15 protein-coding genes are annotated in these 16,880 nt (G+C 40.7%); 6 read left to right on the top strand and 9 right to left on the bottom strand.

Translation table 11 applies throughout. The features are described 5' to 3' along the window. Positions 1-85 precede the first annotated feature (85 nt). The 5 genes from kynU to T7867_RS03140 all read right to left on the bottom strand — a co-directional run bounded on the left by kynU (position 86) and on the right by T7867_RS03140 (position 3,883). Positions 86-1,372 carry a kynureninase gene (gene kynU / locus T7867_RS03160; RefSeq protein WP_068215683.1) on the bottom strand — a complete coding sequence of 429 codons (1,287 nt, stop codon included), beginning with the start codon at positions 1,370-1,372 and terminating at the stop codon, positions 86-88. Then, on the bottom strand, positions 1,369-1,866 hold the full coding sequence (locus T7867_RS03155) for a methylated-DNA--[protein]-cysteine S-methyltransferase (protein ID WP_068215682.1): 498 nt from the start codon (positions 1,864-1,866) through the stop codon (positions 1,369-1,371). The genes kynU and T7867_RS03155 overlap by 4 nt, the downstream gene beginning before the upstream one ends. Further along, the gene (locus tag T7867_RS03150) at positions 1,863-2,882 is read right to left on the bottom strand and encodes an amidohydrolase family protein (protein ID WP_068215680.1); all 1,020 of its coding nucleotides are present in this window, start codon (positions 2,880-2,882) and stop codon (positions 1,863-1,865) included. The genes T7867_RS03155 and T7867_RS03150 overlap by 4 nt, the downstream gene beginning before the upstream one ends. Positions 2,883-2,907: 25 nt before the next feature. Continuing rightward, on the bottom strand, positions 2,908-3,273 hold the full coding sequence (locus T7867_RS03145; protein WP_068215678.1) for a four helix bundle protein: 366 nt from the start codon (positions 3,271-3,273) through the stop codon (positions 2,908-2,910). Positions 3,274-3,352: 79 nt separating this feature from the next. Beyond that, the gene (locus T7867_RS03140) at positions 3,353-3,883 is read right to left on the bottom strand and encodes a 3-hydroxyanthranilate 3,4-dioxygenase (RefSeq protein ID WP_068215676.1); all 531 of its coding nucleotides are present in this window, start codon (positions 3,881-3,883) and stop codon (positions 3,353-3,355) included. A gap of 91 nt (positions 3,884-3,974) precedes the next feature. On the opposite strand from T7867_RS03140, the gene T7867_RS03135 reads away from it, so the two are divergent. Both T7867_RS03135 and T7867_RS03130 read left to right on the top strand, forming a co-directional pair. Next, a complete protein-coding gene (locus T7867_RS03135; RefSeq protein WP_068215674.1) occupies positions 3,975-4,763 on the top strand; it encodes an SDR family oxidoreductase in 789 nt (262 codons plus the stop codon). Between the two features lies 1 nt (position 4,764). Next, positions 4,765-6,207, top strand: coding sequence for an aldehyde dehydrogenase (locus T7867_RS03130; protein ID WP_068215672.1), 1,443 nt, complete (start codon positions 4,765-4,767; stop codon positions 6,205-6,207). Positions 6,208-6,513: 306 nt separating this feature from the next. Here T7867_RS03130 and T7867_RS03125 read toward each other — a convergent pair whose 3' ends face one another. Further along, positions 6,514-7,290 carry a sterol desaturase family protein gene (locus tag T7867_RS03125; protein WP_068215670.1) on the bottom strand — a complete coding sequence of 259 codons (777 nt, stop codon included), beginning with the start codon at positions 7,288-7,290 and terminating at the stop codon, positions 6,514-6,516. Positions 7,291-7,364: 74 nt separating this feature from the next. On the opposite strand from T7867_RS03125, the gene trxA reads away from it, so the two are divergent. Then, positions 7,365-7,661, top strand: coding sequence for a thioredoxin (gene trxA / locus T7867_RS03120; RefSeq protein ID WP_068215668.1), 297 nt, complete (start codon positions 7,365-7,367; stop codon positions 7,659-7,661). Here the strand turns inward: trxA and T7867_RS03115 are convergent, their stop codons facing one another. Then, positions 7,662-8,438, bottom strand: a complete 777-nt coding sequence (locus T7867_RS03115; protein WP_068215665.1) for an alpha/beta fold hydrolase — start codon at positions 8,436-8,438, stop codon at positions 7,662-7,664. Continuing rightward, complete coding sequence (dxs, locus tag T7867_RS03110) at positions 8,425-10,359, bottom strand: 1-deoxy-D-xylulose-5-phosphate synthase (protein ID WP_068215663.1); 1,935 nt, start codon at positions 10,357-10,359, stop codon at positions 8,425-8,427. Before dxs ends, T7867_RS03115 begins: the two co-directional genes overlap by 14 nt. Positions 10,360-10,505: 146 nt before the next feature. Between dxs and T7867_RS03105 the strand changes: the two genes are divergently transcribed. The 3 genes from T7867_RS03105 to T7867_RS03095 all read left to right on the top strand — a co-directional run bounded on the left by T7867_RS03105 (position 10,506) and on the right by T7867_RS03095 (position 16,249). Further along, the gene (locus T7867_RS03105) at positions 10,506-11,270 is read left to right on the top strand and encodes a segregation and condensation protein A (RefSeq protein ID WP_273277394.1); all 765 of its coding nucleotides are present in this window, start codon (positions 10,506-10,508) and stop codon (positions 11,268-11,270) included. Further along, positions 11,263-12,294, top strand: coding sequence for a lysylphosphatidylglycerol synthase transmembrane domain-containing protein (locus T7867_RS03100; protein WP_273277396.1), 1,032 nt, complete (start codon positions 11,263-11,265; stop codon positions 12,292-12,294). The genes T7867_RS03105 and T7867_RS03100 overlap by 8 nt, the downstream gene beginning before the upstream one ends. Positions 12,295-12,703: 409 nt before the next feature. Beyond that, on the top strand, positions 12,704-16,249 hold the full coding sequence (locus tag T7867_RS03095) for a prolyl oligopeptidase family serine peptidase (RefSeq protein WP_157717471.1): 3,546 nt from the start codon (positions 12,704-12,706) through the stop codon (positions 16,247-16,249). 36 nt (positions 16,250-16,285) lie between these two features. On the opposite strand, the gene T7867_RS03090 is transcribed toward T7867_RS03095, so the two are convergent. Beyond that, positions 16,286-16,705 (bottom strand): nucleoside-diphosphate kinase, encoded by a 420-nt coding sequence (locus T7867_RS03090; RefSeq protein ID WP_068215652.1) that lies wholly within the window; start codon positions 16,703-16,705, stop codon positions 16,286-16,288. Positions 16,706-16,880 lie beyond the last annotated feature (175 nt).

Genomic DNA, 16,880 nt, shown 5'->3' with positions numbered 1-16,880 from the left:
TGAGGTAGAAAAGGAAGGTTCTCAATAGCTTCATCTCTTCTAATCGAGTGTAAATGAAACATTAAAATCATATGCTATTTCTCTATTAGGCATCAGCATATTTCTCTATCGCTTCTTTCAATAGTCTGCCAAAATGGTAAACATCTTCAAAAGAGTTATACAAAGGAGCGGGGGCAATACGAATTACATTTGGTTCACGCCAGTCGCCAATTACTCCTTGTTCCACCAAATAGTCGAACATCAACTTCCCATTCCTGTGAAAGAAAATACAGAGTTGGGCACCTCTTTCTTCTGGATTTCTCGGGGTAATTATCTCAAATAGTTTGTCTTCACCACTCAATTGGTCTATGATGAACTCCAAATAACCCGTCAGTTTTAAACTCTTCTCGCGCAAAGCTTCCATTCCTACTTCATCGAAAATTTGAAGCGAAGCCAAGTGAGCGGCCGTACCAATAACATTTACGTTACTCAACTGCCAACCATCGGCTCCAGGCATCGGCTTAAAGCCCTTTTTCATTTGGAAGCGTTCACCTTCATCGTGTCCCCACCAACCTGCAAAACGCGGTAAATCGGTGTCATGGGCGAACCTTTCATGTACAAAGATGCCACTTACGTTGCCTGGACCAGAGTTCAGGTATTTGTAAGAACACCAAGTAGCGAAGTCTACATTCCAATCGTGGAGTTGGAGTGGAACGTTCCCTGCAGCATGAGCTAAGTCATAGCCAACAAATGCTCCAGCTTTGTGACCCGCTTCTGTGATCGTTTTCATGTCGAAAAGCTGACCGGTATAATATTGCAGTCCTCCAAAAAGCACTAATGCCAACTCATTGCTGTGCTCATCTATAGCAGAAAGAATGTCTTCAATATGTAGTTTGTTTTCTCCTTCTCTTGGTTTTAGCTCAATAAGCGCTTCATCGGGGTTAAGTCCGTGAAAGTGTAATTGACTTTCGAACATATATTGATCTGAAGGGAAAGCTCCTGCCTCACAGATGATTTTGAAACGCTCCTTGGTTGGTCTGTAAAATGAGACCATGAGCAAATGCAGATTCACCGAAAGGTTATTCATAGAAACCACTTCAATAGGCTTGGCACCTACAATTTTTGCGAGCGATTCTTTACTTGCTTCGTGAAACTTTAACCAAGGTCTTTCTTTAGGAACAAAATGGCCTTCTACACCATAGGTTTCCCATTTCTTCATTTCTTCTTCAACAAAGCTTCTAGTTCTTTTAGGTTGAAGCCCAAGTGAGTTACCAGTGAAATAATAGGCGTCTTGCCCGTTGATTTGAGGGAAGTGAAATTCCGATCTCCATTTTCTTAATGGATCTTCCTGATCTGCTTTTTGTGCAAAGGTGAGTGAGTTCTCGTATGTCATCCGAATAGTTTCAGTTGATTAAAACCGGGAAGTGAGTGCTCATGTTTTAGCAACCACTCTTTTCTTTCAAGGCCTCCCGCATAGCCTGTTAAACTGCCATCTGACCCAATAATTCTATGGCAGGGAATAATGATAGCAATTGGGTTTTTGCCATTGGCTGTTCCTACAGCTCTGTTCTTTTTCAAATCGCCTAACTTTATCGCTTGCTTGGCATAGGTAGAGGTTCTTCCAAAAGGAATTTGCAACAACTCTTGCCATACCTCTTTTTGGAACTCCGTACCGTTGGGATCGAGCGGTAGGTCAAATTCTTTTCTTTTTCCTTCGAAATACTCCTTCAGTTGAAACTTACAATTCCGAACCACCACCGGTACTTTACCATCTGTAGAACGTTCCTCTTCATCAGTAAACGCTACCAATTTGATGGCCAGTTCATCGCCCACAATCTTGAGCTTTCCAATGGGAGTATCTAAGAAAGAAATGGCAGTGTGCTTCATTGCTCAAATTGCTTTTTGTCTAAGTTGAGCCATTCTAAAGCGGCATTGCAGAAAATGTCTTCAACTACTTCTTCCGAAAGATTCATTTCTTCAATGTAAGCGCCTATTTCCAAGTCACCTAACGGAAAGGGATAGTCGGAACCCAGAGTGATCCGTTTAGAGCCCTGCACTTTTAAAACGTATTCTAGTAAGTCCGCATCGTGCGTAATAGAGTCTACCCAAAACTTGCCCAAGTACTCTCTCGGGTTAACGGGGTTGTCAATAGCCACCAAGTCTGGTCGGCAATTGAAGCCATGTTCAATTCTACCTAAGGTTGGTAAAAACGAACCTCCGGCATGCGAAAAATTGATGCGTAAATCGGGGAGTCTTTCTAATACTCCTCCAAAGATTAGCGAGCAAGCAGCCCTCGATGTTTCTGCTGGCATACCTACCAGCCATGGCAGCCAATAGCGCTCAATACTATGGAAGCCCATCATGTTCCACGGGTGAATCATCACACTCATGCCCAATTCTTGGCAGGCCTGAAAAATAGGGAAGAAACGTGGCGAGCTTAAATTTTTATCATTTATGTTAGAGCCAATCTGAATGCCTGGTAGACCGAGTTCTTCCTTGCATCTCTTCAATTCTTGGATGGCCAAATCTTCATCTTGCATAGGAATGGTGGCCAGTCCGATATAGTTTTTGGAGTACTTATGGCAAATTTCCGCCATGTGGTCATTCAGGAAGCGAGAGATTTCTAGCCCATCGTCTGGTTTGGCGTCATAAGAAAATAGTACTGGGATAGTCGAGATCACCTGAACCTGTGTACCATGCTGGGCGTATTCCTCCATCCTGATTTCCGGGTCCCAACAATTCGCCTGAATTTCCCTGAAGAACTTTGCCCCCTTCATCATCATAGCTGCGCCCTCCTTATGGTGATGCAGATGAATGAAATCACCATATCCGAACTTATCCGCCCATTTAGGCAAATGCTCTGGAATGATGTGGGTATGCATGTCTATCTTGAGTCTTGTCATTGGTCAAAAGTCATTGGTTGTTTTGCTAACTGTGATTCGGTGATTTTCCAATCGTTTTAATATAGGCATTCAGTGAAATGTGAACTTCCTCAAGTTCTTTGATCAATTGCTCAAAATTTTCAGGTGAAATGATATTTCTTCTACGGCATTTGTTAATCCAACTTTTTGTTTCCAGCAACGAACCTCTTGAATAGAAACAGAATTGTCGATTTTCTTTGTAGAAGTACCGCCCAAAGCCTTCCGCAATGTTTGCACTAATGGAGTCAGCACTTCTGGCTAGTTGTTTACCTAATGTGTCTTTCTCAAAATGATTCATGTCTAATACTAGATTCCAGATTTTGTCAGACAACTCATCCGCTCGTTTATAAACTCGTAATTCTTCCAATTTCATAATGTGTGGTTTTATTTGTTGAAATACAATTTCCTTATTCTTTTCGATTGACCAATGACCAATGACTAATGCCTTTTGACTATTCCACAAACCTAGGATCCGTCTCCATTACATGGCCGCAGTTTTTGCAGGTGCGGAGTTCTTCAGAGCCATAGAATTCTTTGAATCTTGGAAGGAAATCTTTTTCAATATTTGTTAGCGGAAAGTAAGTGTCGTGAAGCTTGGTGTTGCAGTTGTCGCAGAACCACATCAGTCCATCGGTGTGCTCAGGTTTTCTGACTCTTTCAATAACTAAGCCTAAGGAGCCTTCTGAGCGAATAGGAGAGTGTGGCACTTTAGGCGGATGTAAGTACATGTCGCCAGGGCCAAGAGGAATGTCAACGGCTTTACCATCTTCCTGAATACGAACTGTTATGTTACCTTCAAGCTGGTAGAAAAGCTCTTCGGTTTCGTTGTAATGGTAATCCTTGCGAGCGTTTGGGCCGGCAACAATCATCACAATGTAGTCGGTGCCTTCAGGATATAGGTTTTTGTTACCGACAGGTGGTTTCAGTTTGTCGCGATTCTCTTCAATCCATTGGGTCAGGTTAAATGGTCTTCTGATTGACATTGTTTCTCTCCATTTGATGTGCCCGAATTTACCCAAAAATCGGCTCATGCCTAAATTCGATTTTCATAACTTTGAATGAACCCCAATGTCTATGGATTTAAATTTAAAAGGAAAGTCGGCCTTAGTTTGCGGAAGTACGCAAGGGATAGGAAAGGCCATTGCAGAAGAGTTAGCCAATCTTGGCTGTAGTGTAACCCTTTGTGCCAGAAACGAGCAAAAGCTGGAGGAAGTTAAACAAGGTTTGTTCAAAGCCTCAGGGCAGAACCATCAAATCCTTGTTGCTGATTTTGCCAAGCCCACCGAGCTGAAATCTACAATCGATGCTCATTTAGCTGATGGTAATCAGTATCACATACTAATCAATAATACTGGTGGTCCGCCTGCGGGACAGGCGATTGATGCTGACGTAGAGGCGTTCAGAATTGCTTTCAATCAGCATTTGGTGTGTAACCAGATTTTGGCTCAAGCATGTGTGCCTGCTATGAAAGAAGCTAGCTATGGAAGAATCGTTAACGTGATTTCTACCTCAGTGAAAATGCCAATCCCAGGTTTGGGGGTTTCAAACACCATTCGTGGGGCTGTGGCTAATTGGTCGAAAACTTTAGCCAATGAGCTTGGCCAATTCGGTATAACGGTGAATAATGTATTACCAGGTGCTACTTCGACCCAGCGCTTAGCTTCAATTATTGAGAACAAGGCAAAGAAAAGTGAAAGAACGGTTGAGGAGGTTGAGGATGAAATGAAATCTGAGATTCCTGCCAGACGTTTTGCTGATGCGTCTGAGGTAGCAGCAGCGGCTGCCTTCTTGGCTTCTCCAGCAGCAGGCTATATTAATGGAATCAATGTTCCTGTAGATGGTGGAAGAACGGGGTGCTTGTAATATGGAAAGAATACTCAACTACATAGCTGGTGAATTAATTGAACCTCAGTCGGGTGAATACTTAGAAAATATTGAGCCAGCTACCGGAAAGGTATATGGCGAGATTCCGGACTCTGCTCAAAAGGATGTTGAAGCTGCTGTTCAGTCAGCTGATAAGGCCTTTCCAGCCTGGTCAAATACCTCTAGGGAAGAGCGTTCACGGATCATGCTGAAAATTGCTGATTTGATCGATGAGAATCTTGACATGCTGGCCATGGCTGAGGCCAAAGACAATGGAAAGCCGGTAAAGCTGGCTAAGTCGGTAGATATTCCTCGTGCTTCAGCTAACATGCGGTTTTTTGCTACTGCTATTCTTCATGAATCTACTGAGGCTCACCAAACCGATGGTGATGCCATCAATATGACTTTAAGGTCACCAATAGGAGTTATAGGATGTATTTCACCTTGGAACCTTCCTTTGTACCTGTTCACTTGGAAGATTGCGCCTGCTCTTGCTGTGGGAAATACGGTGGTAGCCAAACCTTCTGAAATCACTCCAATGACAGCCTTTCTGTTTTCGAAACTCTGTATTGAAGCGGGTTTGCCAAAAGGGGTTTTGAATATTGTTCACGGCTTGGGGCCTAAAGTGGGCCAAGCGATTGTTGAGCATAAAGAAACCAAGGCAATCTCCTTTACGGGAGGCACACAAACGGGTAAGCGAATTGCTGCAACTGCGGCTCCAATGTTCAAGAAAATATCTTTGGAGCTAGGCGGAAAAAATCCGAACATTATTTTTGCCGATTGTGATTTTGAAAAAGCTTTGAAGACTTCATTGCACTCAAGCTTCGCCAACCAGGGTCAGATTTGTCTCTGTGGATCAAGGATCTTTATTGAAAGGCCAATTTATGAGAAGTTTAGAGACGCCTTCGTAGCAAAGGCTTCAAAACTGAAAGTGGGTTCTCCTTATGAGCCTGAAAGTCAGGTAGGAGCGCTTGTTTCTGAGTCTCATTTTGGGAAGGTTAGATCTTACATTGATTTAGCAAAAAAAGAAGGAGGAAAATTACTTTGTGGAGGCGATGTGGTAGAGCTAGAAGGCGACTATTCAGGAGGTTATTATTTACAGCCTGCGGTATTTGAAAATTTGCCCTTCAATTGTCGAACTAATCAGGAAGAAATCTTTGGTCCTGTAGTTACGCTTACACCATTTGATACTGAAGAAGAGGTGCTAAATATGGCTAATTCTACTCCCTATGGGCTTTCTGCCTCTGTGTGGACCAACAATCTCAATAGAGCTTACGGCTTTTCTTCGAAAATTAAGAGTGGGATTGTTTGGGTGAATTGTTGGCTCTTTAGAGACCTCAGGACTCCGTTTGGAGGTGTGAAAAATAGCGGTGTCGGAAGAGAAGGTGGATGGGATGCGTTAAATTTTTTCGCGGAAAAGCAAAATATCTGTATCAGGCTATAGTAGTGTTATGAAATGCATAAAAATGTATTCGAAACACTTAATGAATTATTGATGGTATAGGAATTAAGTTTTTCGAATTATTGATATATTAAATTTTATTTAACAGAAAATACTACTAACTTTGATTTCACAAGAGGTTAATCCTCTGATAGATAAGACAAATCGCGAAAGCAATAAAGATAAGTCTGGGTGTAGGAACCGAAAGGTTCACTATGAGTAGTTAGTTACCCAGGTGTTTAGGTGAAAGGGAGTCGCTCCAACGGGAGTGACTCTTTTATTTTACGCCCCTCTTAGTTGATCCATTCTTTAGTTTGTGTGCTTCTCAAAGTTCCCTTCATATTTAGCACTTTCTGTTTTCATCCATTTATCCCAAAAAGTAAAGTATAGGCCAAAGTTATATCTGTATTGAGTATGGTGCAGGCTATGATGCGTGGCGCCAATAAGCCATTTCCCTAGCCAATGTTTATAAAAGCCCTTTGGGTATATTTCTACATTAGAATGGTTGATAGCACTCGTCAGTGTCATAAAGGTGAGCAGGGTGACAATAGTCCAATAGTGCATCGGTAAGAATAAAACGATTACTGGTATGATCAGAGACTGTAAAACCCCTTCTCCAGGGTGGAAAGAAAAGCTTGTCCATGGAGAGGTTATGTGGCTGTCGTGATGTGTTTTATGAATTAGTCGGTAAACTTTTGGTTTGTGCATCCATCTATGCAGCCAATAATAGTAAGTCTCATGAATAAATGTGGCTATAAGAAAGCTTATTGGTATCCACCACCAACCATATTGGTCTATGTATTCATAAATTGCTGTATGGCCTAGTTGCCAGAGAACGACCATTCCCGCACCTGCTAAAGCGAACAAGATTGAGGTAAAAGTAGACCAGAATATTTCCTTTTTCAATTGCTCTTTGGAGGCGCTGGTTTGAAAGATCTTTCTGCTTCGGGTAGATTTCGGATCAATTATATAGAAAACCAAATAGAAAATACCGGCAACAAAGGTGTACCTAAATACGACTATGAGAAACATCAATCCTGTGAGGATCAGGAAGTTTTCTGGTTCAGTAAAGTCATATTGATACATACGAGGTGTTCAAATTTGAAAATAGGAACAAATAAAATCTGTCTGCTGTTTTTAGGTGGATTAAATTTGTCGCTATGAAAGGAAAATTTGATGCTTTAGTAAGCCAAGATCAGCCAGTGTTAGTAGACTTTTATGCTGACTGGTGTGGGCCATGTCAAATGATGGCTCCGGTTCTTAAAGAGGTAGCTCAAGAGCTTGGAGACAAAGTGAAGGTAATTAAGATTGATGTTGATAAGAATCAGCCGATAGCTCAGCGGTTTGGTGTTAGAAGTATTCCGACCCTTATTTTATTCCAAGGAGGAGAGATAAAATGGAAAAAGGCTGGAGTGGTGACGAAAAGAGAGTTGACACAGGCACTCAGTCAAGCTTAATTAATGTGATGCTTTGTGTAAGTAAGTGCTTACAATTTCGATGAAGTTAGGTTGGTCTTCAAACATACCCATGTGTCCTATGCCAGGTAAAATATGTCCGTCTACTTTTTCGCGTGCGTAAATATGCTCTTCTGATATTTCTGGGCTTATTCTAGAGTCTTCAGTGCCTCCAATAAAAAGGCAATGGCCTTCAATGTTTCTCCAAACTTCAAATCGGTCTTTCCTGTCCTTCATGGCTAAGGTGTAGGCAATAATAGTTTCGGCCTGAGTGTTTACTCCCATTTCCGTAACCATTTTAATGGCTGCTTGGCAATGGTCAACATTCTCTTTAGCAAAGAGACTAGGAGCAAAGGTTTCTATCCACTTTTCGTGCCCATGTCGCTCTATAAACTTCACTACCTTATCTCTATTGATCTTGCCCTCTTCTGGGTCAGCGTACGCATTAGAGTGGGCGAGTCCTATTCCGTTGATGAGGTCGGGGTATAATTCAGCCAGTGCAAGAGCCACATATCCACCTAAGGAATGTCCAATAAATGCCGCCCTGTCAATGCCTTGTTCTTTAGCCCAGTCGGCAACGGATTTAGCGATAAGCTCAATGCTGACTTGTTCTTTAGGCAGGGGAGAGCCACCAAAACCGGGTAAATCTATTGAAAAGACCCTATAATCTTTGGCTAACTCGGACACTATGTTGTTCCACATCTCTAGCGTCTCACAGAAGCCGTGAATTAGGACAATGGCTGTACCTTTTCCTTGAACTTTGAAATTAATTGCTGGCATACGGGGTGGTAGCTTTAACCCCTAACATTTGTTTTACTGTTTCAGCAATACCTGATGGATCGAATCCGCACTCGGCATGAAGCTCGAGCTGAGTTCCATGCTCAACTATTCTATCTGGAATACCTAGTATTTTCACTTGGGCCGAATAGTTGTTAGCTGCCATAAACTCTAGTACGGCACTACCAAATCCACCCACAATGCAGCCATCCTCAACAGTGATTACCTTCTTATAATTTCTGAAAATATCGTGAAGTAGTTCTTCGTCCAAAGGTTTTACAAAGCGCATATCGTAATGAGCTGGGTTGGCACCAGTGCCCTTCAGCATTTCCTTCGCTTCAATGGCATAATTACCAATATGGCCTAAGGTAAGAATGGCTAAATCTTCACCTTCAGAAATCTTTCTTCCAGTTCCGATAGTCATTTTCTCCATCTCAGTTTTCCACTCTGGCATAACACCTGTTCCTCTTGGGTAACGAATGGTGAATGCTTGTCCTTCTCTAGGAAGTTGAGCAGTATACATCATGTTTCTAAGCTCTGCTTCATTCATTGGAGCAGCAAGAATCATGTTAGGAATACAACGCATGTAGGCGATGTCATAAGCTCCGTGGTGAGTAGGCCCATCGGCTCCTGCAAAACCGGCCCTGTCTAGACAGAAATTCACTGGTAAATCCTGAATACACACATCGTGGATCACTTGATCGTACGCCCTTTGCATAAAGGTGCTGTATATGTTGCAGAAAGGCATCAAGCCTTGTGTAGCTAAACCTGCCGAAAAAGTAACTGCGTGTTGCTCTGCAATACCCACATCGAAAGCTCTTTCTGGCATGGCTTTCATCATAATGTTCATTGAAGAACCTGATGGCATGGCAGGAGTAACTCCCATGATTTTGTCATTCTTTTCGGCTAATTCAACCAAGGTATGACCGAAGACATCTTGGTATTTTGGTGGCTGAGGCTTGTCATGAACTTTCTTGAAAACCTCTCCAGTTACTTTGTCGAACTTGCCTGGAGCATGCCATTTAGTGGCATTCCCTTCTTCGGCTGGTTTGTAGCCCTTGCCCTTTACTGTTACACAGTGAAGGATTTTTGGGCCAGGAATGTTCTTAAGGTCGTTCAGAACATGGGTTAGGTGATGAACATCGTGACCATCTACCGGACCGAAATATCTTAGATTGAGTGATTCGAATAGATTGCTTTGCTTCAAGAGCATTGCTTTCATTGAATGCTCTACTTTTGAAATAATCTCTTGAGCACTCTTACCAAATTTTGAGAATTTACTGAGAAGCTTCCATACATCGTCTTTTACCTTATTGTAGGTTCCAGAAGTAGTTACATCTGTCAGATAATCTTTCAGTGCACCTACATTTGGGTCGATAGACATGCAGTTGTCATTCAGTATAATGAGCAGGTTGGCATTTGTAGAGCCAGCGTGGTTCATTCCTTCAAAGGCCAGACCGCCCGTCATGGCACCATCACCAATAACGGCAATGTGTTGGCGATCGTCCTTCTTATATTGGTTGGCAATTGCCATTCCTAACGCACCAGAAATAGAAGTTGAAGAGTGGCCTACGCCAAAGGTGTCATACTCGCTTTCCTTTCTTTTCGGGAAGCCAGAAAGTCCTTTGTACAGTCTATTAGTGTGGAAGTTATCCCTTCTGCCTGTTAAAATTTTGTGTCCATAAGCCTGGTGCCCTACATCCCAAACCAACTGATCTGTTGGGGTGTTGAAGATGTAGTGAATGGCTACAGTCATTTCTACCACGCCAAGACTAGCCCCAAAGTGGCCGCCATAAACGGAGACATTATCTACAATATACTGTCTCAGCTCATCGCAAATTTGAACTAACTGAGTTTGATCTAGCTTCTTTAAATCGGCAGGAGAATCAATTTTTGAAAGGAGTGGTCCCGGCTTAATCAACATTCTTTAATTTGGATGTCTAATGAACAAACATGCGCGTTAAATGTTTGCCATAGATTTTCAATAAGGCGTAAAATTAAAAATAATTTTGGCACTAAAGGCGCAGTTCTTTCAATCTCTATATATTTGATTCAAAAGATTTTGTATCCGTGAGTTTCGAAATTAAGCTCCCTCTTTTTGAAGGCCCCTTCGATCTGCTGTTGTTCTTCATACAGCGAGACGAGCTAGATATTCACGATATACCTATTCATACCATCACCAAAGACTTTTTAGATTACCTGCATCATTTAGAGCAAATGAATGTAGAGGTAGCCAGTGAGTTTATTCTTGTGGCAGCAACGCTAATGAGAATTAAGGCGAAAATGTTGTTGCCACGCCCAGTTTTGGACGAAGAGGGAAATGAGGTTGACCCTAGGGAAGAGTTGGTGAAACATCTTTTGGAGTACAAAAAATATAAATCGGTTGTGGATGAGTTGAGCAATATGGAGTTGGCTCGATCTCAAAAGGAATCTAGAGGTAATATTGTTCGCGAGCTGAAGAAGTTGGCAGAAGGGAATGATGTGGAATCTGAACTTCAAGATGTCGATTTGTATAAGCTGCTGAAGGTGTATCAACGATTAATGTCTCGTTATGAATACGAGCAGAATAAGCCAAAGCATGAAGTAGTCCAGTATCCTTATACTATCTCAGGGCAGCGAGACTATATTATTGAGAAGCTTCAGGAAGCACCAAGGCTTTCTTTTGAAGAACTGATTGCCATGGAGCCAAATAAAATTGCTGTAATATTCAACTTTCTCTCCATTTTGGATTTACTGCAAATGAGACAAATTACCATGCACCTTGGGGAAGGCTTTAATAATTTCTGGATAGAAAAAATCGAAGAAGACCTGGTGACGCAAAATCAAAATGGATAACGGCAAAGCGCAAAAAGTTCTCAATCCCAAAAGCGTTTGGCTGCCTGTTTTACTCGGTTTTGTAATTATTGCTTTTCTCGCATATCGCGATGATCAATTTTCAAAAGAATCTCTGCTTCTCTTTTCAGATTTTCGTTTAGTCAACATTCTAATAGTTCTGCTATTTATAGTTTTTAAGGATGGATTGAATGCTCTTAGGGTACGACTACTATCTCATTCTGAAATTGATTTTTATCCAGCTATTCGGGTTGTCTTGTTGTGGGAGTTTGCTATCGCAGTAACACCGCCAGTGATTGGTGCTGCAGCTGTTTTGGTTTTCATAATATTCAAAGAAGGTCAGCCATTTGGAAAGGCACTTGCCTATACACTATTGCTTGCCATTTTGGATAATCTATTTTTTCTAACGGCCTCCCCGCTGGTTATTTTGGGAGCCTCTGAAAGTGTTTTTCCATTGGTCGACACCACTAATGAATGGTTAGAGGATGGTGTGAGCAAGGTCTTTTGGCTTAGCTATTCTTCGGTGGTTGCTTATACTGCCTTTATGCTTTCTGCTCTACTGTTTTTTCCTAAGACAGTGCGGAAAATTCTTTCTAGCATTATGAATCTGACGTGGTTTCAAAAATGGAGAGCTCCTGTGATGAAACAAAGTGATGAAATGATTTTGGCTTCTCAGGTGCTAAAGGGGCAGTCTCTCCTCTATTGGTTGAAACTACTCGGTCTTACTTATCTCATCTGGATATTCAAGTTTGCCTTGGTTAATGCGTGGGTTGGAGGCTTTGCCTATCTAACCTTGGATAACCAGCTGCTCATGTTGAGCAGGCATTTAGTAATGTGGGTGGTAATGCTGGTTTCTCCATCGCCAGGTAATGCAGGTACAGCGGAATTGATGTTTAGTGTCTTTTATCAAGATTTTGCAGGTAAATACACCTTCGTTTCAAGTATACTTTGGAGGCTCTCCACCTATTATCCTTATTTAATAGCTGGTGTTATTTTGATGCCGAGGTGGTGGAAGTCCGATAAATAAGAATGTACTGAACTTTCCTTTGTTGAGAGGCTATTCTGTTTGGTAACTGTTGCTCTATCAGTTTTTTTGGTTGAAGCTAGGCGTGGGAAGGTAACTTAGCCTTGTTGGGTGCCACGTTCTTCACTGTAATAGCCTAATCGAAAGAGTATTTCTTCCAGTTTGCATTTAGTATAAACATTCTTTCGAAGTAAATCCCCTTGGCCTTTTAGAAGGTCATTTTTCTAGAGTAAAATATCTAGAGAGTTTTTCAATATGGTTAGTTATAACAGACGGAAATAACTGATTAGCCTTATCTCTTCTCAAAAAAAGGAAATGATTATGATGCAATAACAACGGAGTTCTTAGTGTTTATAATTAAGTTTAATAATAGAAAAAGTCTATTATTTTTTTCACACATAATAAAAACGTTTTGAGGTTCTTCGCATCTCTATTTCTATACCTTTTGGTTTCCTATTCTGTTTTTGCTCAGACTGACAAGCGCTTTAAAGGGCAGGTCTATATGCATGGTAGTGATGAGCTAATTCCATTTGCCACACTGAGAATAAAGCATACCTATTTGGGGAGCATCTCTGAAGAAGATGGAAGCTTTGCCATAAAAATACCTTATGCTTATCGGAATGATACACTCGTTTTTTCCTGTATTGGCTATGAACCAAAAGAGGTTCCAATATCTAGCCTGCGAGAGCAAGAAGAGAATAGAGTGTTTTTGAAAATCCATATTCAAGAATTGGCAGATGTTGTGGTTTCTCGTGGAAGGCAGAAGAACCCAAAAAGGGTTCTAAAGAAAGCATTGAACAGAATTAAGGTTAACTATCCGAAAGGCCAGTTTATTTATGATGCTTATTACAGAGAAAGGATAGAAGAAAACGGGGCGACTATCAAGTTTTCTGATGCATCTGTTACTTATTCCCAAACGGGATATACAGGCAAGCGCTTTAGGCAGTCTATCTATGGGGGTGTTTTGCTAAGTAATAGTAGGGTGGGGACTATAGGTGGCATTCCTTCATTTAGGTCACTCTACTCTCATTGGGGAGAGCGGTTACACGATCATTTTGGGCATAGAACGGCTAGAGAAGATAAAGTTAAAATTCATGATTCAAGATCGAGTCTAAATCTAACAAAAGAAGGGTTAGAGGCTAATATAGAAGGAGGTCCTTTAGGGATAGTGAGTAAGGACCTAGTAAAGTACATTCATTATTTTTTAGATAAGAAGTCTTTCAAAAGCTATCAATACGAACTATTTGAAGAGTATTTGGAGAATAAGGGTTGGACCTACCTAATTAGGTTCGAGCCTAAGAAAGAGCCAGCTTCTTTGAAAACAATTCAGGACAAAAAAGCTAAGGGGAAAAGAACCAGTCGGTCCGATATTCTCTCAGGCGAAATCTATATAGACCAAGATTCTTATGCAATAGTAAAGCTAGCTTACCGAGTAGAGCAAGACTATAGAAGGCATATTTGCAATCTTGGTGACATGAATATTCAACACTATGGCTATGAGGTAAATGTAGACTATAAAAGGAACCTTGACTCTAGGTGGCAAGTAGACCGTATTTTCAGAAAAGATGAGTTTATTTTTAAAGACACGGTTAGTCAACAAACTACTCCTTATGCTACTATTGCCGAAATGTATGTAACAGAGTCAAACTCTGCTATCCAATCCATTCTGCCCACAGAAAGTTTTCTTAATCATGATGCCAATTCGCTTTACGATTATGCCGTTGAGTACAATCCTGAATTCTGGAAGACTTACGAGCGAACCAACCCCATTGCAGCTATTGACTCGGAAATAAGAAGCCACATGGAAATGACGGACTCTCTTGAAAAGCAATTTGCAATAAAGCATATGAGAGATGAAAGCCTTAAGCCTCCTGTGGCTGAAGTTATACCAACTCAAATCACTTTGCATGGGAAGAACCTAGTAGATAATTATTCTTGGTTAAAGGATCGTAACCCAAAATCCAATTCAAAAATCATGGATTATATAAAAGCGGAGAATGTCTATACCGATAATTATTTGATTCCACTTAGAAAGAATATTAGGGAATTGTCGAATGAGATATTCAATAAAATGGATGTAGAGAGTAAAACAGATTCTGTCTTAGACTATGGGTATTGGTACTGGTCACTATATGAAGGATATAATGATCATAGAACCATTTATAGGAGAAAGAATGAATCTGGGGCTCCAAAAGAGGTGCTTTTGAATCTTACTTCAATAGCAGATAGTGCTGATTACTTTCAGTTCGGTTTTTATGATGTAAGCCCGAATAATCAATACTTGGCTTATGCAATAGATACGGTAGGCAATGGTTCACTTACTACATATATTACGGATTTGACTTCAGGTGAAGTTCTACAAGATTCTAGCAGCAATAGCTCTGATTTTATGTGGTCTGAAGATTCAAAAGGTTTTTTTTATTCAAGCAAAGACAAGAGTACTAATCGAAAACACTCCATTTTATATCATCGAATTGGAGATCAATTCTCTCAAGACACGACTTTTTTTCATGAGCCAGACCCAGCTAGGAATGTAGCGATATGGAAATCATTCAATAAGGAGTTCTTATTTGTATCAAGTAGATCTGCTACTAGTAGAGATTTATATATGGCTAGGAATAAAGTACCATATGATTTCAAACTAATTAGTGCTACAAAGGGGCGGGAAGTGCATTCTATTTCTCCTGTGGAGGATAAAATGTATGTGCTTACAAACCAAAATGCGCCAAACGGAAAGCTAATGGTTGCAGATACCACAAGCTTTAGCATTAAACACCTAATAGATGTTGAAGAGCCAGCGGAAGGGGTTGTTCTAGAAGACTATGCCGTGTTTCGCAACTTTTTTGTTTTTCTTAAGAGAGAACAGATGCATCAATATATTGAGGTTAGAAACAGGTTTACTGGCGATAAGTACAGAATAGAGTCAGACCATGATAAGCTTCGGGCCTATGCTCTGGGAAGAAATGTAAACATAGATACAGACACTCTTCGGTATTTTGAAACGGCTCCGAACTACAGTACTCAGCGCGTTCTGTTCAATATGAATAATAAAAAAAGTAAGAGCGAGACAGTTTCGAAAAGAAAGGGTTATGATTTGAGTAGTTTCTTTAGGGTGAAATTACTTTGGGTTCAAGCCAGAGATGGAGCTCAAATACCTGTCTCTATTGTCTATTTTGGATCAGATAAAATGAAGAATCTTGAAAATAGACCAGTTTTTATTGATGCCTACGGTGCGTATGGTTTAGGAAACCGCCTCACACATAATGCGTCTATTGAGCCCTTGATAGAAGAAGGGTTTATTTATGCATATGTTCATGTACGTGGTGGTGATGAGTTGGGGGATGACTGGTATGTACAAGGTAAGCAATTCAATAAAATGAACTCTTTCTATGATCTTATTGATGCTGTAGATTTTATGAAATACACGGGTATTGGGCACTCTCAGAGGTTTTTTGCCAATGGAGGAAGTGCAGGAGGACTATTGATGGCAGCTGTAATTAATGAGCGTCCTGAAATGTTTGCAGGTGCTTTTTTGGACGTTCCATTTCTCGATGTAATTAATACAATGCTCGATGAGTCACTGCCTTTAACAGTAGATGAGTTTGACGAATGGGGGAATCCTAGGAGAAAGAAAGATTTTAATTACATGCTCCAATACTCTCCTTATGAGAATATTAAGCCACAAGCTTATCCTAAACTTATGTTTCAAATAGGTTTAGAAGATAAAAATGTGGGGTTTTGGGAAGCAGCTAAAATGGTTGCAAAGCTACGTGCTACTAAAACTGACGATAATGTGTTACTCCTACAAACCAAACTTAGTGAAGGTCACAGTTTGTCAAGTTCTAGAATGCAAGGGGTACAAGCTTTAGCTCAAAAGTATTCCGTACTCTTCGAATGGCTTAGAGAAGTGAATTATGAAATCGCTAAAGAGCAAGAGCAACAAAAAAAGCGACCTTAAAGTCGCTTTTTTGTTAAATCTTTAGCAGATTCTTAATTAGAATCTCTCGAATTGGCTGAAGAAGAAGTTGCCCTCAATTTGAGCATTCTCATCTGAATCAGAACCGTGAACTGCGTTTTCACCAATAGATTTAGCATACAGTTTTCTGATGGTTCCTTCAGCTGCTTCTGCAGGGTTAGTAGCACCAATCAAAGTTCTGAAATCTGCAACGGCATTGTCTTTTTCAAGAATTGCAGCCACAATAGAACCAGATGACATGTACTCTACTAACTCACCATAAAATGGTCTTTCTTTATGTACTTCGTAAAACTTACCAGCCAAATCAGCAGAAAGTCTAGTGTACTTCATAGAAATGATTTTGAAGCCTGCATCTTCAATCATTTTCAAAATTGCTCCCATGTTGCCATCAGCTACAGCATCAGGCTTAATCATTGTAAATGTTCTGTTTCCTGCCATTTTTCTTTATTTAAAGTCGTTGCGTTTCAAAATTCGGTCGCAAAAATAGAAGATAATTTCGATTTACACTGTTCGCCTCCATTTCTTTTAAATTCTTAATAATCAGATAATCAAGGACTAGCATTGTTTAGTAAAACAATTCTTGTCAACTTTGCCCCTTCTTTCAAAGACCCGC

The sequence above is a fragment of the Roseivirga spongicola genome, from assembly GCF_034376045.1.
Classification (GTDB): domain Bacteria; phylum Bacteroidota; class Bacteroidia; order Cytophagales; family Cyclobacteriaceae; genus Roseivirga; species Roseivirga spongicola.
The sequence above is the reverse complement of the archived record's forward strand: the minus strand, read 5'-3'. Positions and strand labels throughout refer to the sequence as shown.